Source organism: Streptomyces sp. TLI_55 (assembly GCF_900206255.1).
Classification (GTDB): Bacteria; Actinomycetota; Actinomycetes; order Streptomycetales; family Streptomycetaceae; genus Streptomyces; species Streptomyces aquilus.
Map to the genome: position 1 here is coordinate 2,048,488 of NZ_OAOJ01000001.1, position 26,322 is coordinate 2,074,809.

Annotated in this window: 24 protein-coding genes; 12 read left to right on the forward strand and 12 right to left on the reverse strand. The window is 70.3% G+C overall.

Annotation, left to right across the window (positions count from 1 at the left end):
* Positions 1-52: 52 nt before the first annotated feature.
* Positions 53-2,602 (reverse strand): ABC transporter ATP-binding protein/permease, encoded by a 2,550-nt coding sequence (locus CRP56_RS09540; RefSeq protein ID WP_097262231.1) that lies wholly within the window; start codon positions 2,600-2,602, stop codon positions 53-55.
* Between the two features lie 237 nt (positions 2,603-2,839).
* On the opposite strand from CRP56_RS09540, the gene CRP56_RS09545 reads away from it, so the two are divergent.
* Both CRP56_RS09545 and serB read left to right on the forward strand, forming a co-directional pair.
* Positions 2,840-5,080, forward strand: coding sequence for a streptophobe family protein (locus tag CRP56_RS09545; protein ID WP_097273879.1), 2,241 nt, complete (start codon positions 2,840-2,842; stop codon positions 5,078-5,080).
* 123 nt (positions 5,081-5,203) lie between these two features.
* Positions 5,204-6,415: a phosphoserine phosphatase SerB gene (serB, locus tag CRP56_RS09550; protein ID WP_097262233.1), complete on the forward strand. Its 1,212-nt coding sequence runs from the start codon at positions 5,204-5,206 to the stop codon at positions 6,413-6,415.
* Between the two features lie 75 nt (positions 6,416-6,490).
* Here the strand turns inward: serB and CRP56_RS09555 are convergent, their stop codons facing one another.
* The 4 genes from CRP56_RS09555 to CRP56_RS09570 all read right to left on the reverse strand — a co-directional run bounded on the left by CRP56_RS09555 (position 6,491) and on the right by CRP56_RS09570 (position 9,030).
* The gene (locus CRP56_RS09555) at positions 6,491-7,009 is read right to left on the reverse strand and encodes a SixA phosphatase family protein (RefSeq protein WP_097262235.1); all 519 of its coding nucleotides are present in this window, start codon (positions 7,007-7,009) and stop codon (positions 6,491-6,493) included.
* 100 nt (positions 7,010-7,109) lie between these two features.
* Entirely contained in the window at positions 7,110-7,316 is a 207-nt protein-coding gene (locus CRP56_RS09560) for a hypothetical protein (RefSeq protein ID WP_097262237.1), read from the reverse strand.
* 175 nt (positions 7,317-7,491) lie between these two features.
* Positions 7,492-7,608, reverse strand: coding sequence for an SGM_5486 family transporter-associated protein (locus CRP56_RS48320; protein WP_097262240.1), 117 nt, complete (start codon positions 7,606-7,608; stop codon positions 7,492-7,494).
* A 48-nt stretch (positions 7,609-7,656) separates the two neighbouring features.
* Entirely contained in the window at positions 7,657-9,030 is a 1,374-nt protein-coding gene (locus CRP56_RS09570) for a CynX/NimT family MFS transporter (protein ID WP_097262242.1), read from the reverse strand.
* A gap of 70 nt (positions 9,031-9,100) precedes the next feature.
* Between CRP56_RS09570 and CRP56_RS09575 the strand changes: the two genes are divergently transcribed.
* Entirely contained in the window at positions 9,101-9,790 is a 690-nt protein-coding gene (locus CRP56_RS09575) for a FadR/GntR family transcriptional regulator (RefSeq protein ID WP_097262244.1), read from the forward strand.
* Here CRP56_RS09575 and CRP56_RS09580 read toward each other — a convergent pair.
* The 3 genes from CRP56_RS09580 to fabG all read right to left on the reverse strand — a co-directional run bounded on the left by CRP56_RS09580 (position 9,771) and on the right by fabG (position 11,742).
* On the reverse strand, positions 9,771-10,106 hold the full coding sequence (locus CRP56_RS09580; protein ID WP_097262246.1) for a hypothetical protein: 336 nt from the start codon (positions 10,104-10,106) through the stop codon (positions 9,771-9,773). The two genes, CRP56_RS09575 and CRP56_RS09580, sit on opposite strands and share 20 nt — an antisense overlap.
* A gap of 150 nt (positions 10,107-10,256) precedes the next feature.
* Positions 10,257-11,033 (reverse strand): enoyl-ACP reductase FabI, encoded by a 777-nt coding sequence (gene fabI / locus CRP56_RS09585; RefSeq protein ID WP_097262248.1) that lies wholly within the window; start codon positions 11,031-11,033, stop codon positions 10,257-10,259.
* 4 nt (positions 11,034-11,037) lie between these two features.
* On the reverse strand, positions 11,038-11,742 hold the full coding sequence (gene fabG, locus CRP56_RS09590) for a 3-oxoacyl-[acyl-carrier-protein] reductase (RefSeq protein ID WP_097262250.1): 705 nt from the start codon (positions 11,740-11,742) through the stop codon (positions 11,038-11,040).
* 241 nt (positions 11,743-11,983) lie between these two features.
* Between fabG and CRP56_RS09595 the strand changes: the two genes are divergently transcribed.
* The 3 genes from CRP56_RS09595 to tyrS are packed head-to-tail and all read left to right on the forward strand — an operon-like array spanning position 11,984 to position 16,229.
* The gene (locus CRP56_RS09595) at positions 11,984-13,507 is read left to right on the forward strand and encodes a TldD/PmbA family protein (protein ID WP_097262252.1); all 1,524 of its coding nucleotides are present in this window, start codon (positions 11,984-11,986) and stop codon (positions 13,505-13,507) included.
* Entirely contained in the window at positions 13,504-14,904 is a 1,401-nt protein-coding gene (locus tag CRP56_RS09600; RefSeq protein ID WP_097262255.1) for a metallopeptidase TldD-related protein, read from the forward strand. Before CRP56_RS09595 ends, CRP56_RS09600 begins: the two co-directional genes overlap by 4 nt.
* Before the next feature lie 56 nt (positions 14,905-14,960).
* Positions 14,961-16,229: a tyrosine--tRNA ligase gene (gene tyrS / locus CRP56_RS09605; RefSeq protein WP_097262257.1), complete on the forward strand. Its 1,269-nt coding sequence runs from the start codon at positions 14,961-14,963 to the stop codon at positions 16,227-16,229.
* 62 nt (positions 16,230-16,291) lie between these two features.
* On the opposite strand, the gene CRP56_RS09610 is transcribed toward tyrS, so the two are convergent.
* A complete protein-coding gene (locus CRP56_RS09610) occupies positions 16,292-16,570 on the reverse strand; it encodes a GlsB/YeaQ/YmgE family stress response membrane protein (RefSeq protein WP_079308190.1) in 279 nt (92 codons plus the stop codon).
* A 244-nt stretch (positions 16,571-16,814) separates the two neighbouring features.
* Between CRP56_RS09610 and CRP56_RS09615 the strand changes: the two genes are divergently transcribed.
* Together CRP56_RS09615 and CRP56_RS09620 are read left to right on the forward strand one after the other, a co-directional pair.
* The gene (locus tag CRP56_RS09615; protein WP_097262259.1) at positions 16,815-17,213 is read left to right on the forward strand and encodes a DUF3099 domain-containing protein; all 399 of its coding nucleotides are present in this window, start codon (positions 16,815-16,817) and stop codon (positions 17,211-17,213) included.
* Between the two features lie 215 nt (positions 17,214-17,428).
* Positions 17,429-17,650: a hypothetical protein gene (locus CRP56_RS09620; RefSeq protein ID WP_097262261.1), complete on the forward strand. Its 222-nt coding sequence runs from the start codon at positions 17,429-17,431 to the stop codon at positions 17,648-17,650.
* A gap of 9 nt (positions 17,651-17,659) precedes the next feature.
* On the opposite strand, the gene moaA is transcribed toward CRP56_RS09620, so the two are convergent.
* From moaA to CRP56_RS09635, 3 genes are all read right to left on the reverse strand, one after another.
* Complete coding sequence (gene moaA / locus CRP56_RS09625) at positions 17,660-18,649, reverse strand: GTP 3',8-cyclase MoaA (protein WP_373559635.1); 990 nt, start codon at positions 18,647-18,649, stop codon at positions 17,660-17,662.
* A 176-nt stretch (positions 18,650-18,825) separates the two neighbouring features.
* Positions 18,826-20,445 carry a solute symporter family protein gene (locus tag CRP56_RS09630; RefSeq protein ID WP_097262265.1) on the reverse strand — a complete coding sequence of 540 codons (1,620 nt, stop codon included), beginning with the start codon at positions 20,443-20,445 and terminating at the stop codon, positions 18,826-18,828.
* Positions 20,442-20,798, reverse strand: a complete 357-nt coding sequence (locus CRP56_RS09635) for a DUF485 domain-containing protein (RefSeq protein ID WP_079308200.1) — start codon at positions 20,796-20,798, stop codon at positions 20,442-20,444. The genes CRP56_RS09630 and CRP56_RS09635 overlap by 4 nt, the downstream gene beginning before the upstream one ends.
* Before the next feature lie 327 nt (positions 20,799-21,125).
* Here CRP56_RS09635 and CRP56_RS09640 point away from each other — a divergent pair, with 327 nt between their 5' ends.
* From CRP56_RS09640 to CRP56_RS09655, 4 genes are all read left to right on the forward strand, one after another.
* The gene (locus CRP56_RS09640) at positions 21,126-22,655 is read left to right on the forward strand and encodes a S8 family peptidase (RefSeq protein WP_097262267.1); all 1,530 of its coding nucleotides are present in this window, start codon (positions 21,126-21,128) and stop codon (positions 22,653-22,655) included.
* 78 nt (positions 22,656-22,733) lie between these two features.
* Positions 22,734-24,245: a S8 family peptidase gene (locus tag CRP56_RS09645; RefSeq protein ID WP_097262269.1), complete on the forward strand. Its 1,512-nt coding sequence runs from the start codon at positions 22,734-22,736 to the stop codon at positions 24,243-24,245.
* A gap of 131 nt (positions 24,246-24,376) precedes the next feature.
* Entirely contained in the window at positions 24,377-24,838 is a 462-nt protein-coding gene (locus tag CRP56_RS09650) for a hypothetical protein (protein WP_257040396.1), read from the forward strand.
* A gap of 42 nt (positions 24,839-24,880) precedes the next feature.
* On the forward strand, positions 24,881-26,239 hold the full coding sequence (locus CRP56_RS09655; protein WP_097262273.1) for a CoA transferase: 1,359 nt from the start codon (positions 24,881-24,883) through the stop codon (positions 26,237-26,239).
* Positions 26,240-26,322: the final 83 nt, after the last annotated feature.

The window sequence follows — 26,322 nt, forward strand, 5'->3', positions numbered from 1 at the left end:
AGGGCGGCACCCATCTGACGGGGTGCCGCCCTTCGGCGTCGTACGACCGCGACTACTTGCGCATGACCTCCGGCTCGTGGCGGCGCAGGAAGCGGGCCACGAGGAAGCCGCAGATCACACCGAGGACGATCAGGGCGAACATGTCCATGCCCCAGGCGCCGACGGAGTGGGCCCACAGCGGGTCGTCGCTGTCGCCCTTGGCGGGCGGGCTGATCTTGTTGAAGTCGAGCGTGGCACCCGCGGCGGCGACCGCCCAGCGCGACGGCATCAGGTAGGACAGCTGGTTGACGCCCACCGAGTTGGCCAGCGGGAACAGGCAGCCGGTGAAGACGACCTGGACGATCGCGAACATGACCAGCAGCGGCATGGTCTTCTCGGCGGTCTTCACCAGGGCCGAGATGATCAGGCCGAACATCATCGCGGTGAAGCCCAGCGCCATGATCGGGATGCACAGTTCCAGCAGGATCTGGCTGCCGAAGATCAGGCCCTTGTCCGGGATGGTGCGGCTGGAGAAGCCGATGATGCCGACCAGCAGGCCCTGGAGCATGGTGACCAGGCCCAGCACGAAGACCTTGGACATCAGGTACGCCGAGCGCGACAGGCCGGTGGCGCGCTCGCGCTCGTAGATGACCCGTTCCTTGATCAGCTCACGGACGGAGTTCGCGGCGCCGGCGAAGCAGGCGCCCACCGCGAGGATCAGCAGCACCGTCAGGGCCGTGCCGTTGGCGACGGGCTTGCCGGTGTTCGGGTTGATCTCCGTGTTGACGAGCAGGTCCTTGCCGGAGTCGATCAGCAGGCTCACCGAGCCGAGGACGAGCGGCAGGATGATCGACAGGGCCAGGAAGCCCTTGTCGGAGGCGATCACCGAGACATAGCGGCGCACCAGCGTGCCGAACTGCGACATCCAGCCCTGTGGCTTCGGCGGCTTCATCGCCTGCATCGGCGGCATCTGTACGGACTGCGGCGCAACGGCGTCGATGTCCGCGGCGTACATCTGGTAGTGCTGCGAGCCCTTCCAGCGTCCGGCCCAGTCGTAGTCGCGGTAGTTCTCGAAGGCGGAGAAGACGTCGGCCCAACTGTCGTAGCCGAAGAAGTTCAGCGCCTCCTCGGGCGGGCCGAAGTAGGCGACCGCGCCGCCGGGAGCCATCACGAGGAGCTTGTCGCAGATCGCCAGCTCGGCCACCGAGTGGGTGACGACGAGGACCGTGCGGCCGTCGTCGGCGAGGCCGCGCAGCAGCTGCATGACGTCACGGTCCATGCCCGGGTCGAGGCCCGAGGTGGGCTCGTCCAGGAAGATCAGCGACGGCTTGGTGAGCAGCTCCAGGGCCACCGAGACGCGCTTGCGCTGGCCGCCGGAGAGGGAGGTGACCTTCTTCTCCTTGTGGATGTCCAGCTTCAGCTCGCGCAGCACCTCGTTGATGCGGGCCTCGCGCTCGGCGCCGGTGGTGTCGGCGGGGAAGCGGAGCTTGGCCGCGTACTTGAGGGCCTTCTTGACGGTCAGCTCCTTGTGCAGGATGTCGTCCTGCGGGACCAGACCGATGCGCTGACGCAGCTCGGCGAACTGCTTGTAGAGGTTTCGGTTGTCGTAGAGGACGTCGCCCTGGTTGGCGGGCCGGTAGCCCGTCAGCGCCTTGAGCAGCGTCGACTTGCCGGAACCGGACGGTCCGATGACCGCGATCAGCGACTTCTCCGGGACGCCGAAGGAGACGTCCTTGAGGATCTGCTTGCCGCCGTCGACCGTGACGGTCAGGTGCCGGGCCGAGAAGGAGACCTCACCGGTGTCGACGAACTCCTCGAGCCGGTCGCCGACGATCCGGAAGGTCGAGTGACCGACACCGACGATGTCCGCCGGGCCGAGCAGCTGCGAGCCGCCCTTGGCGATCGGCTGGCCGTTGACGTACGTCCCGTTGTGCGAGCCGAGGTCGCGGATCTCCATGCGGCCGTCGGGCGTCGAGCGGAACTCGGCGTGCAGACGGGAGACCTGGAGGTCGGAGACGACCAGCTCGTTCTCCAGGGCACGACCGATGCGCATGACGCGGCCGATCGAGAACTGGTGGAACGTGGTCGGGCTGCGGTCGCCGTAGACCGGCGGCGCCCCCGCGCCGACGCCGGGGCCGCCCTGCTGCGGCGGGATGTTCGCGGCGGCCTGCTGCGGCTGCTGCCAGCCGGCCTGCGGGGCCTGCTGCGCCGGTGCCTGCTGGTGAGGCGCCTGCTGGTGTGGTGCCTGCTGCTGGGGCGCCTGGGCCCAGCCCGGGCCCGCGCCCTGAGCGGCGTACGGCTGCTGCTGGGGCTGCGGCGTGACAGCCACGGCGGCGCCGGAGACGCTCACGCGCGGTCCGTCGGTCGCGTTGCCGAGATGCACCGCCGTGCCAGGGCCGATCTCCAGCTGGTGGATCCGCTGGCCCTGCACGAAGGTGCCGTTGGTCGAGCCGTGGTCCTCGATGACCCAACTGCGGCCGTTCCAGCTGATCGTGGCGTGACGCCAGGACACCCTGGCGTCGTCCAGCACGAGGTCACCCTGCGGATCGCGTCCGAGGGTGTAGGGCCTGGACGGGTCGAGCGTCCAGGTACGTCCATTCAATTCCAGTACGAGTTCCGGCACTCCATGCCCCATGAGTAGTCCCCCGAGTTACCCCCAACACAGGGAGTCTAGGGATGTCGAACATCGTCGGGAACTATTTCAGGCTCGGCCCCCTGACCGAAAGTCGGGCCTTGTGAAGACCACGTACGTACGCATCGACCGGTCCCGTTGACGGGGTTGAAACCGACCCGGAGAGTGGTAATCCACGCGAGGGGGACATGCGCGGCGATCGCCGCGCCGCGGATCGGGGGGTCTGCCATGAGTGCGTCCAGGAACGTCGAGCCCACGAAGTACGGCGCGAAGCCGCCGTGGGGAGACATCCTGCTGACCGCGATCGTCGCCGTGAGCTGGGCGTTGATCGGCATGGCCGGCGTCGCAGCGCTCGGACTGCATCTGCTGGGCGCGGACGCGACGGCCTCGCTGGGCCCGATGACCGCGGCGGTGGTGGCGCTTGGGGCGGGTGGTTCGGTGACGCCGTCCGGCGATGTGTCCGCCTTCGGACTGACCGGCGCGGAAGCGGCGACCGCCATCGAGATCACGCCACTGGGGGTGAGCCTGGTCGGCGCGCTCCTTTTGTCATGGTTCTTTCTACGATCCCTGCGGTCGGCGGGAGTTGTGATCGCACCGGCCGAACTCCTCGCGCGCGCGGGCGCGGTGGTCGTCCTCTTCGTGGCCACGCTGGGCGGGCTGGCCTGGGCGGGGCACGACGTCATCACCATCGACGGCGGCGCGCTCGGGCTGGACAAGCTGCCCGGCGGCGGAGGCGGGGGTGGCGGCGGCCTGAAGATCCCCGGGCTAGGTGACGTGGGGAACATCGGAGGGCTGCTGCCGGACAAGATCGGCAACCTGGTCGACGCGAAGGCGGCGGTCGGCTTCACGGTGGACACGGTGCCGACGCTGCTGGGCGGGCTGGGCTGGTCGGCCGGCATCCTGCTGATCGCCCTGCTGGCGTCCCGCCGTACGCCGTTGCCGCGCGGCTGGGAAGCCCTGCACCGGATGGTCCGCCCGGCGGTGTCGGCCCTCGTCGCCGTGCTGCTGGTCGCGGTCGCGGCGGGGCTCGCGGCGGCGGCGTACGCGGCGATCGGCGACGACCACCCGAAGCGGATCGCGGGCGCGGCGCTGCTGGGCACGCCCAACGGCACCTGGCTGGGCATCCCGATCGGCCTGTTCGTCCCGTGGGACGGCCGCGCGACGGGCCCCCTGACCGCCTTCCTCCCTGCTCCCCTGGACGATCTGCTCAGCTCCCAACGCGACGAGTCCGTCTCCCTCTCCCGCCTCGCCGAACTCGACAGCCGGGTCTGGCTGTTGGCGGTCGCGGCGGCCGTGATGATGCTGCTGGCGGGGGTGTTGGCGGCGGTGCGGACGCCGGTGGGGGTGGTGGTGAGGGGCGCGGGGCCGGGTTCGGGCCCGGGTGCCTCGTACGTACGTGATCCGGGCGCCCTCGGCTTCGCCGGGCGCTGTGCGCTGCGGTTGGGGTTGGTGACCGCGTTGGCGCTGCCGTTGCTGGCCTGGCTGACGGAGGTGTCGGTGGACGCCTCGCTGTCGGTACTGGGCTTCGACGCGTTCGGCGCCGGCATCGAACTCCACGGCCACCTCGGCATGGCCCTGCTCCTGGGCGCCCTGTGGGGCGCGGGCGCGGGCGCAGCCGGTGCCTTGCTGGCCCGGGCGACGGGGGCGGCCGGGCGGCGGGCGGCTGCTTTGGCACTGGGTGACTTGGCGGGGGCTGCGGGGGTCGCTGGGGGTTCGGGGGGCGGGGGTGGCTCTGGGGTCTCGGTGGGTTCGGGCGGTGGGCCTGGGCCGTATGCCGGGCGGTCGGGGGCTGGGTCGCAGGGGGGCGGGGCTTGGGCTGAGCCGCACGCAGGCGGCTCCTGGGCTGGGTCGCAGGGAGACGGCTCCTGGACTGGGCCGTACGCCGGTGAAGGCCCGGCTGCGCCTTATGCCGGTGAGCGCGGGGAGTGGTCGCGCGGAGGCGGGGGTGGGCCGGATGCCGGTGAGGGCTGGGCTGGACCTGTGGGTCAGGGTGGAGCTTCGGATACGGGACGCGGCGGAGCCTCGGAGGAGGCTGGGCCGTATGTGCCGGGTACGCCGTACCGGCCGCCGAATCCCGACACCAATCCGTATCTGCGCGTACCGGAGGAGCTGCGAGGTCCGCAGGACGCACGTCCGTCCGACCGGCGTGAAGCGGGGACGGCGGGCGCCCCGCCGGGAGACTCACGACCGCGGTACGAACCACCGCCCGAGGACTCACGACCGCAGTACAACCCACCGCCCGGACCTGAACGTTCACGTCCCGGAGAGCCGGGCGACGATGCCGGGCAGACCGGGGACCCTGGTCGGCACGATGGCTCGCGCGGGTCCGACGACGGGGACCCGCCCGACGAGTCGCCCCCTGCCGGGAACGACATGTACGGCGCGCCCACCATGGTGCGGCCGATTCAGCCGCCGCCTCCGCCGCCCCCGCCTCCTCCCCCGCCCGGCAGGCCCAAGGGACGGAGGTGACTGCGCGGGGGCCGTGGGGCGGTGCGTAAGATCCGCTCCATCTGAAAGACACCGAGTGTTCCCTGTCCGCCAGGCGGACCTCAGGGGCGCAAGGCACTGCGTGCCGGATACGGTGGGTACACCATGAGCGCTTCGCAGACCTCCGACGTACCCACTCTTCTCGTCAAGATCTTCGGCAAGGACAAGCCGGGCATCACGGCCGGTCTCTTCGACACCCTCGCCGCCTACTCGGTCGACGTCGTCGACATCGAGCAGGTCGTCACCCGTGGCCGGATGGTGCTGTGCGCGCTCGTGACCGAGCCGCCGCGCGGGCTCGAGGGCGATCTGCGGTCGACCGTCCACAGCTGGGCGGAGTCGGTGAAGATGCAGGCGGAGATCATCTCCGGCCTCGGCGACAACCGCCCCCGTGGCCTCGGCCGCTCCCTGGTCACCGTGCTCGGCCACCCGCTCACCGCGGAGGCCACGGCCGCGATCGCCGCCCGGATCACCAAGGCCGGCGGCAACATCGACCGCATCTTCCGGCTCGCCAAGTACCCGGTGACGGCCGTGGAGTTCGCGGTGTCCGGTGTCGAGACCGCGCCGCTGCGCACCGCGCTGGTGACCGACGCCGCCGCACTCGGCGTGGACGTCGCCGTCGTCGCGGCGGGCCTGCACCGGCGCGCTCAGCGGCTCGTCGTCATGGACGTGGACTCCACCCTCATCCAGGACGAGGTCATCGAGCTCTTCGCGGCGCACGCCGGCTGCGAGGACAAGGTCGCCGAGGTGACGGCGGCCGCGATGCGCGGGGAACTGGACTTCGAGCAGTCGCTGCACGCGCGCGTGGCCCTGCTGGAGGGGCTGGACGCGTCCGTCGTCGAGAAGGTGCGCACCGAGGTACGGCTGACCCCCGGCGCCCGCACCCTCATCCGCACCCTCAAGCGTCTCGGCTACCAAGTCGGCGTCGTCTCCGGCGGTTTCACCCAGGTCACCGACGATCTGAAGGAGCGGCTCGGGCTGGACTTCGCCCAGGCCAACACCCTGGAGATCGTCGACGGCAAGCTGACCGGGCGGGTCACCGGCGAGATCGTGGACCGGGCCGGCAAGGCGCGGCTGCTGCGCCGGTTCGCCGCCGAGGCGGGGGTGCCGCTGTCGCAGACCGTGGCCATCGGTGACGGGGCCAATGACCTGGACATGCTGAACGCGGCCGGCCTCGGCGTCGCCTTCAACGCCAAGCCGGTGGTGCGGGAGGCCGCGCACACCGCGGTGAACGTGCCGTTCCTGGACACCGTCCTCTATCTGCTCGGTGTCACCCGCGAAGAGGTCGAGGCGGCGGACACCCACGACGACCAGCTCTGAGCGCTCGGAGGATCCGGCAGGGGCCCGGCACCGTGACGGTGCCGGGCCCCTGCCGTCCTCATGCCTCGGTGCGGATCATTCCGACGGTGCCCAGTAGTCGAGGAGGGTGGCCACGCCCGGCTCCAGGCTCTTCCAGGAACCGGTGAAGGACAGGACCGCGAACGCGGCGGCGGGGAAGCCGCGGCGGCTCATCCGCTCGCGGGCGTCGCCCTCGGCCGAGCCCGCAAGGATCTCGGCGAGACCCTGCACCCCGGGGTTGTGGCCGATCAGGACGACGTTCTGGGAGTCGTCCGGGGTCTCGTTGAGCACGGCGATGAGCTCGCCGGGAGAGGCCTCGTAGACCCGCTCCTCATAGACGGTTTTCGGCCGGTGCGCGAGTTCGTGCACGGCGAGCTTCCAGGTCTCACGGGTGCGGATCGCCGTGGAGCACAGGGCCAGGTCGAGGGTGATGTCGGAGTCGGCCAGCTTCCGCCCTGCCACGGCCGCGTCCATGCGTCCCCGCTCGGCAAGCGGTCGCTCATGGTCGGACACCTGTGGCCAGTCGGCTTTCGCATGCCGGAAAAGGACAATCCTGCGGGGTTCTGCGACGCTCATGGAACCCAGCTTCGCATGAAACAGGCCATGGGGCGCAGGGAGTTGACATGCGGCCGCGACGGTGCCGGACGATCACCGCGGGCCGGGGAGTCCGGGCCGGTCAGCGCGCGGCCAGCTGCTGTATACGCTCGAAGAGATGAGTGATCGCCGGGTCGCCCCCGGCGGCCTGTGCGTCGGCCGGGTTGAGTATCAGCGCGAGCAGGGTGATGAAGGCGAGCGTCGGCAGGGCGAGGGCCCACCAGGGCAGCCGGATGTCGGCGCGACCCCGGGTCGCCGGGTGGGGCGGGGTGTGCGATGGGGCCGACATGGGTGCCTCCGCGTCTCTCCGAGTGGGCCGGTGGTCCGCTCGGTCGCGGCCACATCTCGAAGGTACGGATCCGGCGGTCCCCAACCCATCCGGTGATCCACCCAGTTGACCCTGAGACTCGCCCCCTAGGGGACCGGGGGATAACCCCACCCCCGCCCCCGGGAGGCGGACGGGGTCACGGCGAGGCGATGGTCGCGATGACGGCGATGATCACGAAGATGGCGAGGAACGAGCCGAAGACGAGCAGCATCTTCTTCTGGCCGTTCTGGGGGTTCGGGTCGAGCACTGGCATGCGGCAAGTCTCGCACCCCTGTCCGCCGACGCCCCGGTGGGGGTGGGGTCAGCGGGCCGCCTCCTCCTCGACCGTGCGATCGCGTCCGGCGAGCACGCCCACGACCATCTGCGGGATCATCAGCCCGGCCATGAGGGCGATCGGCAGCCCCCAGCCGCCGCTGTGCTGGTAGAGCACGCCCACGAGGAGCGGCCCGGGGATGGAGATGAGATAGCCGGTGCTCTGCGCGAACGCGGACAGCTGGGCGACGCCCGCGCCGCTCCTGGCCCGCATCCCGACCATGGTGAGGGCCAGCGGGAAGGAGCAGTTGGAGATGCCCAGGAGCAGGGCCCAGACCCACGCTCCGGCGGCCGGCGCGAGGTACAGCCCGGCGTAGCCCACGAGGCCGCAGACGCCGAGCGCGAGCACGATCGGGCCCTGGTGCGGCAGCCGGCCGGCCACGCGCGGGATGACGAAGGCGAGCGGTACGCCCATCACCATCGTCACGGCCAGCAGCAGTCCCGCCGTGCTCGCGGGCACGCCCGCGTCCCGGAAGATCTGCGGCATCCAGCCCATCGTGATGTAGGCGGCGGTGGCCTGGAGGCCGAAGAAGACGGCGAGCGCCCAGGCGGTGCGGCTCCGGGTGATCCGCAGCGCGGGCCGCGCCTCACGCGCGGACGCCTGCCCGGCGGGGGCCGCGCCCTGCTGCGGTACGCCGTCCTGCTGCCGTACGCCGCCCTGCTGCCGTACGCCGCCCTGCTGTCGTACCCCGTCGTCCTGACGTACGCCGTCCCGCTGCCGTACGAACGGGATCCACGGCAGTACGGCGACGGCGGCCAGGCCCGCCCACACGGCGAGCCCGGTCTGCCAGCTGCCGCCCAGCAGGTCCGTCATCGGCACGGTCGCCGCGGCGGCCGTGGCGGTGCCGAGGGCCAGGGCCATCGAGTACAGGCCGGTCATGGAGCCGACCCGGTCGGGGAACCAGCGCTTGACGATGACCGGCATCAGGACGTTGCTGACGGCGATGCCCATGAGGGCGAGGGCGCTGGCGGCCAGGAAGCCGGCGGTGCCGCCGACGTAGGGCCGGACCAGCAGGCCCGCGGTGATGGCGGCCATGCCGGCGCAGACGACCGCGCCCGGGCCGAAACGGCGGGCGAGGCGCGGGGCCATGACGCCGAAGACGGCGAAGCACAGCGGGGGCACGGAGGTGAGGATCCCGGCGACGCTGCCGCTCATCCCGAGACCGTCGCGGACCTCCTCCAGGAGGGCGCCCAGGCTGGTGATGGCGGGGCGGAGGTTGACGGCGGCCAGCACGATGCCGAGCACGAGCAGCCGTGTCGTCCACGCGCGCGTGGCCGGTTCGGGGGTCTCGCCGGTCGCCGAGCTTCGTATGTGCGGGGACGTCGTCGTCCGGGTTTCCTCGCTTGCCATGCCGTCCATCATAGAATCATTGGATGATTGGTTGTCCATCCCCCGGCCGCCTCCGGGCGCCCGTCCCGTGCGAAGGTGTGCCATGCCTCTGAGCCACCCCCGTCGATCGGCGCTGTCCGAGCAGGTCATCGCCGCGCTGCGGCAGCAGATCACCTCCGGTGAGTGGCCGGTCGGCTCACGCATCCCGACCGAGCCGGAGCTGGTCGACCAGCTCGGGGTGGCTCGCAACACGGTCCGTGAGGCCGTCCGCGCGCTCGCGCACAACGGCCTGCTGGACATCCGCCAGGGCTCCGGCACATACGTCGTGGCGACCAGCGAGCTGGCCGGGGTGATGCAGCGCCGGTTCGCCGACGCCGACCCCCGGCACATCGCCGAGCTGCGCTCCACGCTGGAGTCGGCCGCCGCGAAGCTGGCCGCCGGGCGGCGTACGGAGAAGGACCTCAAGCAGCTCGACGCGCTCCTGGTACGCCGTGAGGAGGCCTGGGAGGCGCGGGACAAGGAGGCCTTCGTGGCGGCGGACGCGACCTTCCACCTGGCGGTGGTGTCGGCGTCCCACAACGACGTCATGACGGCGATGTACGCGGACCTGGGTGAGGTGCTGCGGGACTGGCTGCGCGACGACGTCGGCGAGGAGATGACGCCGGAGTCGTATCTGGACCACTCCGGGGTGGTGGACGCGATCCGCGCGGGCGACGCGGAGGCGGCCGCGGCGCGGGCGGCCGGCTATCCGTTCCAGTGCCGGCCGGGGCTGTTCACACCTTCTGGTGGCTGACCCACGCCGAGCGGACTTCCTTCCAGCAGCGGCCGTCGAGCCGTACGGTCTGCGCGGGCCCGGCCTCCACGGGGGCGCCGTCGCTGTCCACGTCCCACCAGCGGTCGCACTCGATGTGCAGCCGGACCGCGTCGACGTCGGGATAGGGGTTGTGGCAGTAGGCGGTCACACGGGAGCCGGTGATCTTGCTGTAGCACGCGGCGCCGAACAGGTCCGGTGCCTTGTCCTCACGCGCGTGGGGCGACGCTTCGTGCGGCAGGGACATCAGCAGGACGGCGGCGACGGCTATCGGGGCCAGGCTGCGGGACAGGCGCACAAGGGGGACCTCCTCGGCCGTGCTGGGGAGGGAAGCGGTGAACGCGTAATCCAGAGTGCCCAGTTGTGCCGCTCCCCCGCCCGGCCGGTTGGGCCGAACGGGTGAGGGCCCGCGTTCCGGAGAACGCGGGCCCTCACACCGTAGGAAAGATCACGCACCGATGGCGTGCAGACCGCCGTCCACGTGGACGATCTCACCGGTGGTCTTCGGGAACCAGTCGCTCAGCAGGGCGACGACGCCCTTGCCGGCCGGCTCCGGGTCCTCCAGCTTCCACTCCAGCGGGGAGCGGCTGTCCCAGACGGCCGCCAGCTCGGAGAAGCCCGGGATGGACTTGGCGGCCATGGAGCCGATCGGACCCGCCGAGATCAGGTTGCAGCGGATGTCGTGCTTGCCGAGGTCACGCGCCATGTAGCGGTTGGTGGCCTCCAGGGCGGCCTTGGCCGGGCCCATCCAGTCGTACTGCGGCCAGGCGAACTGAGCGTCGAAGGTGAGGCCGACGACGGAGCCGCCCTCGGTCATCAGCGGCAGCAGCGCCATGGTCAGCGACTTCAGGGAGAAGGCGGAGACGTGCATGGCGGTGGCCACGGACTCGAACGGCGTGTTCAGGAAGTTGCCGCCGAGCGCGTCCTGCGGCGCGAAGCCGATGGAGTGCACGACGCCGTCGAGCTTGTCGCCGAGGTGCTCGCGGACCTGGCTCTCCAGGCGGGCGAGGTGCTCGTCGTTGGAGACGTCGAGCTCCAGGACCTTGACCTTCTCCGGCTGAGGCAGCTTCTTGGCGATGCGCTCGGTCAGGGTCGGCCGCGGCCAGGCGGTGAGGATGATCTCCGCGCCCTGCTCCTGGGCCAGCTTGGCGGTGTGGAAGGCGATGGAGGACTCCATCAGCACACCGGTGATGAGGATCTTCTTGCCGTCGAGGATTCCAGCCATGGTGTCAGTGACCCATTCCCAGTCCGCCGTCAACCGGGATGACGGCTCCAGTGATGTACGAGGCGTCGTCGGAGGCGAGGAACCGCACCGTCGCGGCGATCTCCTCCGGCTTTGCGTAGCGGCCGAGCGGCACGGACTGCACGATGTTCGCGCGCTGCTCTTCGGTGAGCACCTTGGTCATGTCGGTGTCGACGAAGCCGGGGGCGACGACGTTGAACGTGATGTTGCGCGAGCCGAGCTCCCGCGCGAGCGAGCGCGCGAAACCGACCAAGGCGGCCTTGGAGGCGGCGTAGTTGGCCTGCCCCGGACCGCCGTACAGCCCGACGACCGACGAGATCAGGACGACACGGCCCTTCTTGGCGCGCAGCATGCCGCGGTTGGCGCGCTTGACGACGCGGAAGGTGCCGGTGAGGTTGGTGTCGAGGACGGACGTGAAGTCCTCCTCGGACATCCGCATCAGGAGCGTGTCCTTGGTGATGCCGGCGTTGGCGATCAGGACCTCGACCGGGCCGTGCTCGGCCTCGATCTCCTTGTAGGCCTGCTCCACCTGTTCGGTGTCGGTGATGTCGCACTTGACGGCGAGGAAGCCGGTCGGTGGCTCGCCCGAGCGGTACGTGATCGCGACCTTGTCGCCGGCGTCGGCGAAAGCGCGGGCAATGGCGAGGCCGATGCCCCGGTTGCCTCCGGTGACGAGAACCGAGCGGCTCAACGGATCACCCTTTCGATAGCGGTCTGAATACCCGCCCGAACACCTGGATGACAGGCGGCTTCCTGGGAAATCTATCGGTCCCCGGCCTCCGGCGGACAATCGGGCAGCGACAGTGGCGAAGGGGACTCACTGTCGGGTCTCTACAGAAGGACGCGCGCTCCGGTCGGAAACGTATGGCCCCTGGACCCGCCCACGCGACATGATCGGAGTCCACAGGTCACGACAGCAGGGAGATACCTCGGTGCCTCATACCATCGACGAAGCCTTCACAGCGCTTCCGCTACGCGCCCTCGCCGACGCCGCGCTGGCACGCGCGCGTGCGCTGGGTGCCGAGCACGCGGACTTCCGGTTCGAGCGGGTGCGCAGCGCGTCCTGGCGGCTGCGGGACGCCAAGCCCGCCGGGTCCTCGGACACCACCGACCTCGGGTACGCGGTGCGGGTCGTGCACGGTGGGACCTGGGGATTCGCGTCCGGCGTCGATCTGACCATGGACGCGGCGGCGCGGGTCGCCTCGCAGGCGGTGGCCATGGCGAAGCTGTCCGCCCAGGTGATCAAGGCGGCCGGTTCCGACGAGCGGGTCGAGCTGGCCGACGAGCCGGTGCACGCCGAGAAGACATGGATCTCGTCGTACGAGATCGATCCGTTCACCGTGCCCGACGAGGAGAAGGCCGGGCTGCTCGCGGAGTGGAGCGCGCGGCTGCTGGCGGCGAACGGCGTCAACCACGTCGACGCCTCGCTGCTCACCGTCCATGAGAACAAGTTCTACGCCGACACCGCCGGGACCGTGACCACCCAGCAGCGGGTGCGGCTGCACCCGGCGCTGACCGCGGTCTCGGTCGACGAGTCGAGCGGCGAGTTCGACTCGATGCGGACCATCGCGCCGCCGGTCGGCCGGGGCTGGGAGTACCTCACCGGCACCGGCTGGGACTGGGAGAGCGAGCTGGCGCAGATCCCCGAGCTGCTCGCCGAGAAGATGCGGGCGCCGAGTGTCGAGTCCGGGGTGTACGACCTGGTCGTCGACCCGTCCAACCTGTGGCTGACCATCCACGAGTCCATCGGCCACGCCACCGAGCTGGACCGCGCCCTCGGCTACGAGGCCGCCTACGCCGGCACCTCCTTCGCCACCTTCGACCAGCTCGGCAAGCTGCGCTACGGCTCCGACCTGATGAACGTCACGGGTGACCGCACCGCCGAGCACGGCCTCGCGACCATCGGCTACGACGACGAGGGCGTCGAAGGCCAGTCCTGGGACCTGGTGAAGGACGGCACGCTCGTCGGCTACCAGCTGGACCGGCGGATCGCGAAGCTGACCGGCTTCGAGCGCTCCAACGGCTGCGCGTTCGCCGACTCCCCCGGCCATGTGCCGGTGCAGCGCATGGCCAACGTGTCCCTGCAGCCCGACCCGGCCGGCATGTCGACCGAGGACCTGATCGGCGGCGTCGACCGCGGCATCTACGTCGTCGGCGACCGCTCCTGGTCCATCGACATGCAGCGCTACAACTTCCAGTTCACCGGCCAGCGCTTCTTCAAGATCGAGAACGGCCGGATCGCCGGCCAGCTGCGGGACGTCGCCTACCAGGCGACCACCACCGACTTCTGGGGCTCCATGGCCGCCGTCGGCGGTCCGCAGACCTATGTCCTCGGGGGCGCCTTCAACTGCGGCAAGGCCCAGCCGGGCCAGGTCGCCGCCGTGTCGCACGGCTGCCCGTCGGCCCTCTTCAAGGGCGTCAACATTCTGAACACCACCCAGGAGGCCGGTCGATGAGCTCTCGTACGAACAAGCCGCACGAGATCGTCGAGCGCGCCCTGGAGCTGTCCCGCGCGGACGGCTGTGTCGTCATCGCCGACGAACAGTCCACGGCGAACCTGCGCTGGGCCGGCAACGCGCTCACCACCAACGGCGTCACGCGCTCGCGCACCCTCACCGTGATCGCGACGGTCGACGGCAAGGAGGGCACCGCCTCGGGTGTCGTCTCCCGGGCCGCCGTCACCGTGGACGAGCTGGAGTCGCTGGTGCGGGCCGCGGAGGCCGCCGCGCGCGGGGCCGCGCCCGCCGAGGACGCGCAGCCGCTCGTGACGGCCGTACCGGCCTCCCCCGACTTCACGGACGCGCCCTCCGAGACGACCTCCGCCGTCTTCGCGGACTTCGCCCCGGCGCTCGGTGAATCCTTCGCACGCGCGCGTGCGGGCGGCCGCGAGCTGTACGGTTTCGCCAATCACGAGCTGGTCTCCAGCTACCTCGGCACCTCCACCGGTCTTCGACTGCGTCACGACCAGCCCAACGGCACGCTCGAGCTGAACGCCAAATCCCCGGACCGTACGCGCTCGGCGTGGGCGGGCCGCTCCACCCGGGACTTCAAGGACGTCGACCCGGCCGCGCTGGACGCCGAACTCGCCGTACGCCTGGGCTGGGCCGAGCGCAAGCACGATCTGCCCGCCGGGCGGTACGAGACGCTGCTGCCGCCGACCGCCGTCGCGGACCTGCTCATCTACCAGATGTGGTCGGCGTCGGGCCGGGACGCGTTCGAGGGCCGCACGGTGTTCTCCAAGCCGGGCGGCGACACCCGGACCCGGCTCGGCGAGAAGCTCACCGAGCTGCCGCTGACGCTGCGCAGCGACCCGAACGAGCCGGGTCTGGAGTCCGCGCCGTTCGTGCTCGCGCACTCCTCCGGCGGGGACTCCTCGGTGTTCGACAACGGGCTGCCGCTGACGGCCACCGAGTGGATGCGCGAGGGCGAGCTGAGCAACCTGCTCACCAGCCGGCACAGCGCCGGGCTGACCGGGCTGCCGGTGGCGCCGGCCATCGACAACCTGATCCTCGACGGCGGCGACGACCGGTCCCTGGAGGAGATGGTCGCGAACACCGAGCGCGGGCTGCTGCTGACCTGCCTGTGGTACATCCGCGAGGTCGATCCGGCGACGCTGCTGCTGACCGGGCTGACCCGGGACGGCGTCTATCTCGTCGAGAACGGCGAGGTGACCGGCGAGGTCAACAACTTCCGGTTCAACGAGTCGCCGGTGGACCTGCTGGGCCGGGCCACCGAGGCCGGGCGCACGGAAAAGACGCTGCCGAGGGAGTGGAGCGACTGGTTCACTAGGGCTGCGATGCCGGCCCTGCGGGTGCCGGACTTCAATATGAGCTCTGTCAGCCGGGGCGTATAACCTCGTAGCCGGTAGTCACTCGGCTGCCCGAAGATCATCAAGGAGACGCGAGAACCGTGACGGACATCGTCGACGAGCTGAAGTGGCGTGGGCTGATCGCCCTCTCCACTGACGAGGACGCATTGCGCAAGGCGTTCGCGGACGGTCCCGTCACGTTCTATTGCGGCTTCGACCCGACCGCGCCCAGCCTGCACCTCGGCAACCTCGTGCAGATCCTGACGATGCGCCGGATCCAGGACGCGGGCAACCGTCCCCTGGGCCTGGTCGGTGGTGCGACGGGTCTGATCGGTGACCCGAAGCCGAACTCCGAGCGCACGCTCAACGCCCCGGAGATCGTCGGCCAGTGGGTCGAGCGGCTGCGCGCGCAGATCGCCCCGCTGCTGGACTTCGAGGGGCCGAACGCCGCGGTCATGGTGAACAACCTGGACTGGACGCAGGGCCTGTCGGCCATCGAGTTCCTGCGGGACGTCGGCAAGCACTTCCGGGTCAACAAGATGATCGCGAAGGAGGCCGTCTCCCGGCGACTCAACTCCGACGCGGGCATCAGCTACACCGAGTTCAGCTACCAGATCCTGCAGGGCATGGACTTCCTGGAGCTGTACCGGCGGTACGGCTGCACCCTGCAGACCGGCGGCAGCGACCAGTGGGGCAACCTCACCTCGGGCACCGACCTGATCCATCGGGTCGAGCCGGAGGCCGTGGTGCACGCGCTCGGCACCCCGCTGATCACCAAGGCCGACGGCACCAAGTTCGGCAAGACGGAGTCCGGCACGGTCTGGCTCGACCCCGAGATGACCACGCCGTACGCCTTCTACCAGTTCTGGCTGAACGCGGACGACCGGGACGTCTCCAAGTTCCTGCGCATCTTCAGCTTCAAGTCCCGTGCGGAGATCGAGGAGCTGGAGAAGGCGACCGAGGAGCGCCCCCAGGCCCGTGCCGCCCAGCGTGCGCTGGCCGAGGAGCTGACGACGCTGGTGCACGGCGCCGACCAGACGGCGGCCGTGATCGCCGCGTCCAAGGCCCTCTTCGGTCAGGGCGAGCTGGCGGAGCTGGACGACAGGACGCTGGCGGCGGCGCTGTCCGAGGTGCCGCACATCCAGGTCGCCGAGCTCGGCCTGGTCGTGGACATGTTCGCCGAGGTCGGTCTCGTGGCCAGCAAGTCGGCGGCGCGGCGGACCGTGAAGGAGGGCGGGGCCTACGTGAACAACGTCAAGGTCGCGTCCGAGGACGCGGTGCCCGCGAAGGAGGACCTGCTTCACGGGCGGTGGCTGGTGCTGCGGCGGGGGAAGAAGAACCTGGCCGCGGTCGAGGTGACCGACGCGTAGTCAGCGCGACGGGGGCGGCTCTCATCGAGAGGGCCGCCCCCGTCGTCGTACACACTCTCCGGTCACGCTCGCTGTTTCCGCTTGCCCAGCGTCGCCATGTACAGCATGTCGCCCACGCCCACGATGATGATCGCGGCGATCAGCTGGAAGGCGTGGCGGCTCCAGTCGATGCCGGAGGTGGCGTCGACGCCCGCCCAGCGGGCGATGGCGTTGCCGACGAGGGCGCCGAGCATGCCGAAGATGGTCGTCAGCCAGAGCGGACTGTGCTGCTTGCCCGGGATGATCGCCTTCGCGATCAGGCCCAGGACGAATCCCACGATGATCGCCCACAACCAGCCCATGGCTGCCTCCTTGTACGGCTCGACGTGAGCATTACCGTCAGTGTCGGCCCATGCGCCGTACGCCGCATGTCGAGGGGCCCGTACGTGCCGAAGCGCAGGTCGTTCGCCTTCGCGGGAGGTGCCCCGGTCTCGTAGGCGGCGCAGGTGCGGCGTAACGTAGGACGTGTCCGGGACCGGTTCTCGTGCCGGGAGCGGAGCGGGAACGGGCCGGGGAGAGTCCGATGCGGGCGGATGGTGGAATGTGATGCGGAAGCAGCATGCAGGCGGCGGCGCCCAGGTGTTCCGGATCACCGGAGCCCGTGCGGGCCTTCAGGAAGACGTGCGCGGCCGGCAGCGGCGGTACGTGATCTCGATGGCGGTGCGCACGCTGTCGGTGATCCTCGCGGCCACCCTGTGGAACGTCGAACGGCACGTCGCGATCGTCGCGTTGGTGCTGGGGGCGCTGCTTCCCTACATCGCGGTGGTGATCGCGAACGCCGGGCGGGAGAACGCGCCGGGTCTGCCGTCCACCTTCGTGGCCGCTCCGATGCGGCCGATGATCTCGGCCGCGCCGGCTGATGAGCCCTTCGCGGAATCCGTCCCGGAAGACGCCGCGAGCGGTCCGGCGGCGGGTGTGCGCAGCGAGCCTCACGAGCGGATGTGACGCTCGGCGGAGGGCTTGCAACCGGACGTCACCTCCGGACCAAGCTCAAGAAAAGCTCAGATCAATCATGTTGTTCCAGTGCCGTGCGACGGGTTACCCGTGACATACTTCCAACGCGCTCCGCATCCCCCGTCGGAGCGACAGACCGACGCCGGGCAGCTCCCCCCGTGGCTGCTCGGCGTCGCCTTGTTCAGCGCAGTTTGTGAGACGGACCAGTGAGTGAAGAGACCGCGCCGATCTGTTCGGCGAAGGGGTGCCGGGCCGACGCGGTGTGGGTGCTCGCGTGGAACAACCCGAAGATCCACACGCCGGAGCGGCGCAAGACCTGGCTCGCGTGCGACGAACACCGTGAGCATCTGTCGCAGTTCCTCGGGGTGCGGGGGTTCCTCAAGGACGTGGTCCTTCTCAAGGAATGGGAAGCCCCCGAGGGCGCCTAGGGCCGGTCCCTAGCCGCCGATTGCGGACATCGGTCGGTCCGGCTGTACGAACGTAGGGTCGTCCAGGCCCGCGCCCGCCTTCTTGCCCCACATCGCCGTCCGCCAGAGGTTCGCTATCTCCTCGTCCGGGGCGCCCGAGCGCAGGGCCGCGCGGAGGTCCGTCTCCTCCTGGGCGAACAGGCAGGTGCGGACCTGGCCGTCGGCCGTCAGGCGAGTGCGGTCGCAGGCCGCGCAGAACGGGCGGGTGACCGAGGCGATGACACCCACCACATGTGGGCCGCCGTCGACGATCCAGCGCTCCGCCGGGGCCGAGCCACGCTTCTCCGAGCCTTCCTCGGTGAGCTCGAAGCGGGTGCGCAGGGAGGTGAGGATGTCCCCTGCCGTGATCATGCCGTCGCGCTTCCAGCCGTGCTGGGCGTCCAGGGGCATCTGCTCGATGAAGCGCAGTTCGTAGTCGTGCTCGACGGCCCAGGCGAGGAGGTCGGGGGCCTCGTCCTCGTTGAGCCCCGGCATCAGGACCGAGTTGACCTTCACCGGGGTCAGGCCGGCCTCGCGGGCGGCGTACAGGCCCTCGATGACGTCCTTGTGGCGGTCCCGGCGGGTCAGGGTCTTGAAGACGTCCGGGCGGAGGGTGTCCAGGGATACGTTGACCCGGTCCAGGCCCGCGGCCTTCAGGGCCGCCGCGGTGCGCTTGAGGCCGATGCCGTTGGTCGTCAGCGACATCTGGGGGCGGGGTGCGAGGGCGGCGACGCGCTCCACGATGCCGACCAGGCCCGGGCGCAGCAGCGGCTCGCCGCCGGTGAAGCGGACCTCCTCGATGCCGAGGGAGGTGACCGCGATGTCGATCAGGCGGACGATCTCGTCGTCCGTGAGGAGGTCGGGCTTGGCCAGCCACTGCAGGCCCTCTTCGGGCATGCAGTACGTACAGCGCAGATTGCACCGGTCGGTCAGCGACACGCGCAGGTCGGTGGCCTGCCGGCCGTAGGTGTCGATGAGCACGTGGGCCCCCTCCCTCGTCGCGGAACGCTGTGGATCATCGCGGATCATTCATTTTCCGTCACTTGCGAGCCTACGTGACCGCACTGACATCGACAGTGCCCGATCCCACGAGGTACGAAGCGGCCGCGTCGTAGTTCCCTACGACGCGGCCGCTCAGAGGATCGCCCCAAGAGGGTCTAGTGGGCGCCGGTGCCGGTCAGGGATCGGACCTCCAGCTCCGCGTACTTGCCGGCGTCCGGCTCCTCCTTGGACAGGACGGTGCCGAGGAAGCCCATGAGGAAGCCGAACGGGATGGAGATGATGCCCGGGTTCTTCAGCGGGAAGTAGGCGAAGTCGACGTCCGGGAACATCGCCTTCGGGTCGCCGGAGACCACCGGGGAGAACAGCACCAGGCCGGTGGCGACGATCAGACCGCCGTAGATCGACCACAGGGCGCCCTGGGTGGTGAACCGCTTCCAGAACAGGCTGTAGAGGATCGTCGGCAGGTTGGCGGACGCGGCGACCGCGAAGGCGAGGGCGACCAGGCCGGCCACGTTGAGGTCGCGGGCGAGGGCACCCAGGCCGATGGAGACGATGCCGATGAAGACGGTCGCCCAGCGGGCCGCGCGGACCTCCTCCTTGCCGGACGCCTTGCCCTTGCGGATGACGTTGGCGTAGATGTCGTGCGCGAACGAGGACGAGGAGGCGAGGGTCAGGCCCGCCACCACCGCGAGGATCGTCGCGAAGGCCACCGCGGAGATCGTGGCCAGCAGGATCGCGCCCCACGTCGAGTCGACGCCGCCCAGATGGAGCGCGAGCAGGGGCGCCGCCGTGTTGCCGGACGGGTTGGACGCGATGATCTCGTCGGGCTTGATGAGCGCCGCGGCGCCGAAGCCGAGGGCGATGGTCATCAGGTAGAAGCCGCCGATGATGCCGATGGCCCAGTTCACGGACTTACGGGCGGCCTTGGCGTTGGGCACCGTGTAGAAGCGGATCAGGATGTGCGGCAGGCCCGCGGTGCCGAGGACCAGGGCGATGCCGAGCGAGATGAAGTCCAGCTTGGAGGTGCCGGTCGCGCCGTACTGGAGGCCGGGCTCCAGGAAGGCGGTGCCCTTGCCGCTGTTCTCGGCGGCCTTGCCGAGCAGGTCGGAGATGTTGAAGTCGAACTTCAGCAGCACCAGGAAGGTGATCAGGATGGTGCCGGTGATCAGCAGCACCGCCTTGACCATCTGGACCCAGGTGGTGCCCTTCATGCCGCCGATGGAGACGTACACGATCATCAGGAGGCCGACGAGGGCGACGATGCCGACCTTGCCCGCGTCGGAGGTGATGCCGAGCAGCAGCGAGACGAGGACGCCGGCGCCGGCCATCTGCGCGAGCAGGTAGAAGATCGAGACGACGATCGTGGAGGTGCCGGCCGCGGTGCGGACCGGGCGCTGGCGCATGCGGTACGCGAGGACGTCGCCCATGGTGTAGCGGCCGGAGTTCCGTAGCGGTTCGGCGACCAGCAGCAGGGCGACGAGCCAGGCGACCAGGAAGCCGATGGAGTACAGGAAGCCGTCGTAGCCGAACAGGGCGATGGCGCCGGCGATGCCGAGGAAGGACGCGGCCGACATGTAGTCGCCGGAGACCGCGAGGCCGTTCTGGAAGGCGCTGAACTGGCGGCCGCCGGCGTAGAAGTCGGCGGCGTCCTTGGTCTGGCGGCCCGCCCAGACGGTGATGACGAGGGTCGCGACGACGAAGACGGCGAACAGGGTGATGATCAGCGGCCGGTGCTCGCTGGCCTCGCCTGCGGCCAGGGTGATCGCGGGGCTCATGCGCCGCCCTCCATCCGGGACTTGATGGCCTCGGCCTTGGGGTCGAGCTTCGCGGCGGCGTGCCGCGAGTACCACCAGGCGATGAGGAACGTGGTGATGAACTGGGCGATGCCGAACACGAAGGCGACGTTGATGTTGCCGAACAGCTTGGTGCCCATGAAGTCGCCCGCGAAGTTCGACAGCAGGACGTACAGCAGGTACCAGGCGATGAAGCCGACGGTGAGCGGGAAGGCGAAGTTGCGGTAGGAGCGGCGCAGTTCACCGAACTCCGCGCTCTGCTGCACCGCGGTGAACTCCTCGGTGCTGGGGAGTTTGTGTTGCTCTGTCGAGGGGGGCGGTGCGTCGGTAGCCACGGAGTCTCCTCGCGTTGCGGGCGCTGTTGCCACGGCGGACGGGGGCTGTTCGGGGGTGGGGGACGGGTTCGGTACGACGGACATGGGCGGCTCTGTTCCTCGCGGTTCGTCAGGGGGCTCGATCGTCCTCGCGCTCCCTGCCCAAGGTCACGGCGGCACGCGAGGACCGGTTCAACTGGGTTTGCTTCTTCTTGAAGTCATCTCGGGAAGGTCATTGCTGGCCAGTGACTGCGAGAGATAACTTCGGGCCTGCACCACCCGTCATGTACCTGCCCGAGCACCACCTGTGTCTCGGGCGGTTTCGTTTCCGGATGATGTGGAGACCCCATGTCCCGTCTGCGTTCCAGACGTCGGCTCGCCCTTGCCGTACCTGTCGTGCTCTCGCTGACCGCCTCGCTCGGCTTCCTGCCGGCGGCCGCGTCGGCCGCCCCCTACGCGGAGCCCACCGCGCAGACAGCGGACGCACCGAACCTGTCCTACGTCGTCAACACCAAGGTGGACCGTCACACGATCGCGTCGGTCAAGAAGGCGATCGCGGCGGCCGGCGGCACGGTCGTCATCACGTACGACAAGATCGGCGTGATCGTCGTCCACTCGGCCAACCCCGACTTCGGGCCCCAGATACGCAAGGTCCGCGGCGTGCAGTCGGCGGGCGCGACCCGCACCTCGGCGCTGACCCCGGCCGCCACCACGGACGAGGGCGCGGTGCAGGTGCTCACCAAGGAGCAGGCCGAGAAGGTCGAGAAGGCCTCGGCCGCCGACGCCGGGAGCGAGCCTCTCGAGGCCGACCAGTGGGACCTGCGGGCGATCGGCGCCGACAAGGCCGCGCAGATCAACCCGGGCAGCAAGAAGGTCACCGTCGCCGTGATCGACACCGGCGTCGACGACACCCACCCGGACATCGCCCCGAACTTCTCCGCGTCCCAGTCCGCCAACTGCGACGGCGGTGTCCCCGACACCACCGAGGGCGCCTGGCGGCCGTACACCGCGGAGGACTACCACGGCACCCACGTGGCCGGTGAGATCGCCGCCGCCCGCAACGGCATCGGTGTCGCCGGTGTCGCGCCGGGTGTGAAGGTCGCGGCCATCAATGTGACCGACCCGAGCAACGGCCTCTTCTACCCGGAGAGCGTCGTCTGTGCGTTCGTCTTCGCCGCCGATCACGGCGTGGAGATCACGAACAACAGCTACTACGTTGATCCATGGCTGTACAACTGCCTTGACGACCCTGACCAGCGGGCCATTGTTGATTCGGTCAACAGGGCGTCCCTCTACGCTCAACACAAGGGCACGCTCAACCTGGCGTCGGCGGGCAACTCCAATGACGACCTGGACTCCGACGCCCTCGTCGACGACTCCAGCCCCGACGACTCGACTCCGGTCACCCGTACCGTCGACCCGCACGAGTGCTTCGACGTGCCGACCATGCTGCCGGGTGTCGTCACGGTCAGCGCGACGGGCGTCAACAACCTCAAGTCGTACTACTCGTCGTACGGTTACGGTGTCATCGACATCGCGGCGCCGGGCGGCGACCGGCTCTACCAGATCCCGGACACCCCGTCGAAGAACGGCCGCGTCCTGTCGACGCTGCCGAACAACTCGTACGGATTCCTCCAGGGCACCTCGATGGCGTCCCCGCACGCCGCGGGTGTCGCCGCGCTGCTGAAGTCGACGCATCCGTGGGCGAGCCCGGCGCAGCTGCAGGCGCTGATGAAGGCGCAGGCGGACAACCCCGGTTGCCCGGCCTCCTACGACCAGGACGGCGACGGCACGCAGGACGCGACCTGCGTGGGCGGCAAGCGGGTCAACGGGTTCTACGGCTTCGGCATCGTGAACGCGCTGCGCGCGGTCAAGTAACCGCGGCCGGGCAGCCCCGTACAGCACCCGCACGGTCCGCTCGTACCGCTGGTACCGCGAACGAACTGGAGATCCTGAATGACAGCGCCGCACCCGCGCTTCCGCCGAGTGATGGCCGTCCCGGTCGGGATGGCCATGGCGACGGCTCTCGCGTTCCTGCCGAACGTCACGGCATCGGCGGCGGAGGAGTCCCCGGCCGCCGAGGCGACCGCGCTCAGCTATGTCGTCAACGTCAGCCCCGGGCACGGGCCTTCGAAGCACGTCACGAAGGCGATAGCCGACGCCGGCGGCACGATCCTGACGTCGTACGACCAGATAGGCGTCGTCGTCGTCCACTCGGCGAACCCCGACTTCGCGAAGATCCTGCGCACCGTGCCCGGGGTCCAGTCGGCCGGCAACACGCGCAACGCGCCGCTGCCCGCCCAGTCGACGACCGACGTGGGCACCCCCAAGGTGCTCGACGCCGAGGACCTCGCGGCCGTCCAGGCCGCCGAGGGACAGGACCCGCTGGAGCCGTTGCAGTGGGACCTGCCCGCCATCAAGGCGGACAAGGCGCACGAGAAGTCGCTCGGCAGCAGCAAGGTGACCGTCGCCGTGATCGACACCGGCGTCGACGACACCCACCCGGACATCGCGCCGAACTTCGACCGGGCCGCGTCGGTCAACTGCGTGACGGGCAAGCCCGACACGACCGACGGGGCGTGGCGGCCGACCACGGGCGAGAGCCCGCACGGCACGCACGTCGCCGGTGAGATAGCGGCCGCCAAGAACGGCGTCGGCATGACGGGTGTCGCGCCCGGCGTGAAGGTGTCCGGCATCAAGGTGTCCACGACGGCCGGCTACTTCTACACGGAGGCCGTGGTCTGCGGCTTCGTGTGGGCGGCCGAGCACGGCGTCGACGTCACGAACAACAGCTATTACACCGACCCGTGGTACTTCAACTGCAATAACGACCCGGACCAGAAGGCGCTCGTCGACGCCGTCTCCCGGGCCTCGCGGTACGCGGAGAAGAAGGGCGCCGTCAACGTCGCGGCGGCCGGCAACGAGAACTACGACCTCGCCGCCGACGAGATCACCGACCCGGTCTCCCCCAACGACGCCACGCCCTCGGACCGGGTCATCGACCCCTCCGAGTGCTTCGACATCCCGACCCAGCTGCCGGGTGTCGTGACGGTCGCGGCGACCGGCGCGAAGGGCATCAAGTCGTCCTTCTCCAACCACGGTCTGGGCGTCATCGACATCGCCGCTCCCGGCGGCGACTCGACCCGTTTCCAGACCCCGGCCCCGCCGGCCACCAGCGGTCTGATCCTGGGCACGCTGCCGGGCGGCGGCTGGGGCTACATGGCCGGTACGTCGATGGCCACGCCGCATGTCGCGGGCGTGGCGGCGCTCATCAAGTCGACGCACCCGAAGGCCCCTCCGGCCCTGGTGAAGGCGCTGCTGTACGCGGAGGCCGACGCCACGCCGTGCACCGACCCGTACGACATCGACGGCGACGGCAAGGCCGACGCGGTGTGCGAGGGGTCGAAGAACTACAACGGCTTCTACGGCTGGGGCACGGCTGACGCACTGGACGCGGTCACCAAGTAAGGGCACGCGTTTGTGAAGGGGTCGGGGACCGGGTCCCCGGCCCCTTTGCGTGTAAGGGATGATCTACGGCCATGGATGTGTACGAAGATCCCGCGACGTGGGCGCCTGAACGGCCGAGGCCCAAGGGGCAGTTGGCAGTCCGATTCGTACTCACGGTCCTGTACACCCCCGTGCAGATCGTGCTGTGGCTCGTGGCCCTGGCGGCCTTCCTGGTCGTCGGGCTGGCCACAGAGATCATCACCGTGTTCAGCACCTCGTACGAACAGGGCTTGTTCAAGGCCATGGACCGGGTACTGGACCCGCTGGCGAAATGGCCCTCCTGGTGCGTGAGTTGGCCGGAGCTGCGACACGAGGGCGACGCCGCCTACTACAGGGCGCGGGTGGAGAAGAAGGTCGGCCGCTGGACCAAGAGAGCCTCTGTCCCGCGCAAGGCCGGTAAGCCGCGGCCGCCGGTCGAGTGCGCGATACCGCTGCGCGACTACCGTGGCGTCGGCGGTGCGTACGTCGCCCAGGTCGCCCTCGCCCAGGGCTGGGAGCTGCGGCCCACCGACGTGCGCAAGGAGGTGCGGCTCTGGTGGTCCGCCGCGTCATGAGTTGATCTCAGGTTGATTGAATCAATACTGCATAGTGAAGTCATGACCGACGTGGTGCGCGAGGGTGCTCTTCAGGCGCGGCTTCCTGTGCGGGAGTTGGCGCGGTCCTGCGTCGGCGCGTGTGCGCGGGCCGCTGCCGAGCTCGGCGCGCGGCGGGCCGGGCTCGACACGGTGCCGGATGTGTGGGTGGACGACGGGGCCGTCGCCACCGCGTTCACGAGTGAGCGGCATCTGTTGATCAATGGGCGGGCGCCGGTCAACTTCGCGCCCCTGTCGAGGTTCTGGCGGACCGCCGACGGGTGGGTGCGCACGCACGCCAACTACCCGCACCACCGGGAGCGGCTGCTCAAGGTGATGGGCCCGGCCGATTCGCTGGCGGCGGCGTTCGCCGAGCGGTCCGCTCTGGAGGTCGAGGACGCCGTGTACGCGGCCGGGGGCCTCGCCGTCGCCCTGCGGACGCCCGAGGAGTGGGCGGCCCACGAACAGGCGGTGGAGCTGGCCGAGCGGCCGCTCGTGGAGCGCGAGCGCCTCGACTCCGCTCCCGCGCGCGTGCTCGCGCCGGTCGACGGCACTCCCCTGCTGCCCGCCGCCGGACTGCGGGTCCTGGACCTGACCCGGGTCATCGCGGGCCCGGTCGCCACGCGCACGCTCGCCCTGCTGGGCGCCGACGTCCTGCGCGTCGATCCGCCCCGGATGCCCGAGCTCCCGGACCAGCACGCCGACACGGGCTTCGGGAAGCGGTCCGCGACGCTGGACCTGGCGGCCGATCGGGATGCCTTCGAGGAGTTGCTGGCGGTGGCCGACGTGGTCGTCACCGGCTACCGGCCCGGCGCCCTCGACCGGTTCGGGCTGTCGGCGCAGGCGCTGGCCGAGCGGCGGCCGGGGATCGTCGTGGCGCAGCTGTCGGCGTGGGGCGCGTACGGGCCGTGGAGCGAGCGGCGGGGCTTCGACAGCCTGGTGCAGGTGGCGACCGGGATCGCGGCGGTCGAGGGGTCGCCGGAGCAGCCCGGCGCGCTGCCTGCGCAGGCGCTGGACCACGGGACGGGGTATCTGCTGGCGGCGGAGGTGCTGCGGGCGGTGCGCGAGCAGTCGTACGACGGTGGCGGCCGGTGCGTGCGGCTGGCGCTCGCCCGGACGGCGCAATGGCTGCTGGAAGGCGTCCCGGACGAGTCCGCCGGAGGGGTCGGGGGGCGCGGCGCGACCGGTGCGGCCGGGCGTGAAGGGGCGGCCGGGCAGGGCGTACAGGCCGCCTACGAAGGCCCGGACGCCTGGCTCGCCGAGACCGACAGCGGCGTCGGGCGGCTGCGGTACGCCCGGTCGCCGGTGTCCTTCGCCGGCGGGCCGGTCGGCTGGGCGCGGCCGCCGGGGCCCTGGGGCGCCGATCCCGCGCGGTGGGCGTGAGCGGCGGGCGGCCGGAAAACGTACTCCTGGGCGGAATGGCGTAGCGCCAGTTGTCTTTCTGGACTTGCCCGGTTCTGCGACGG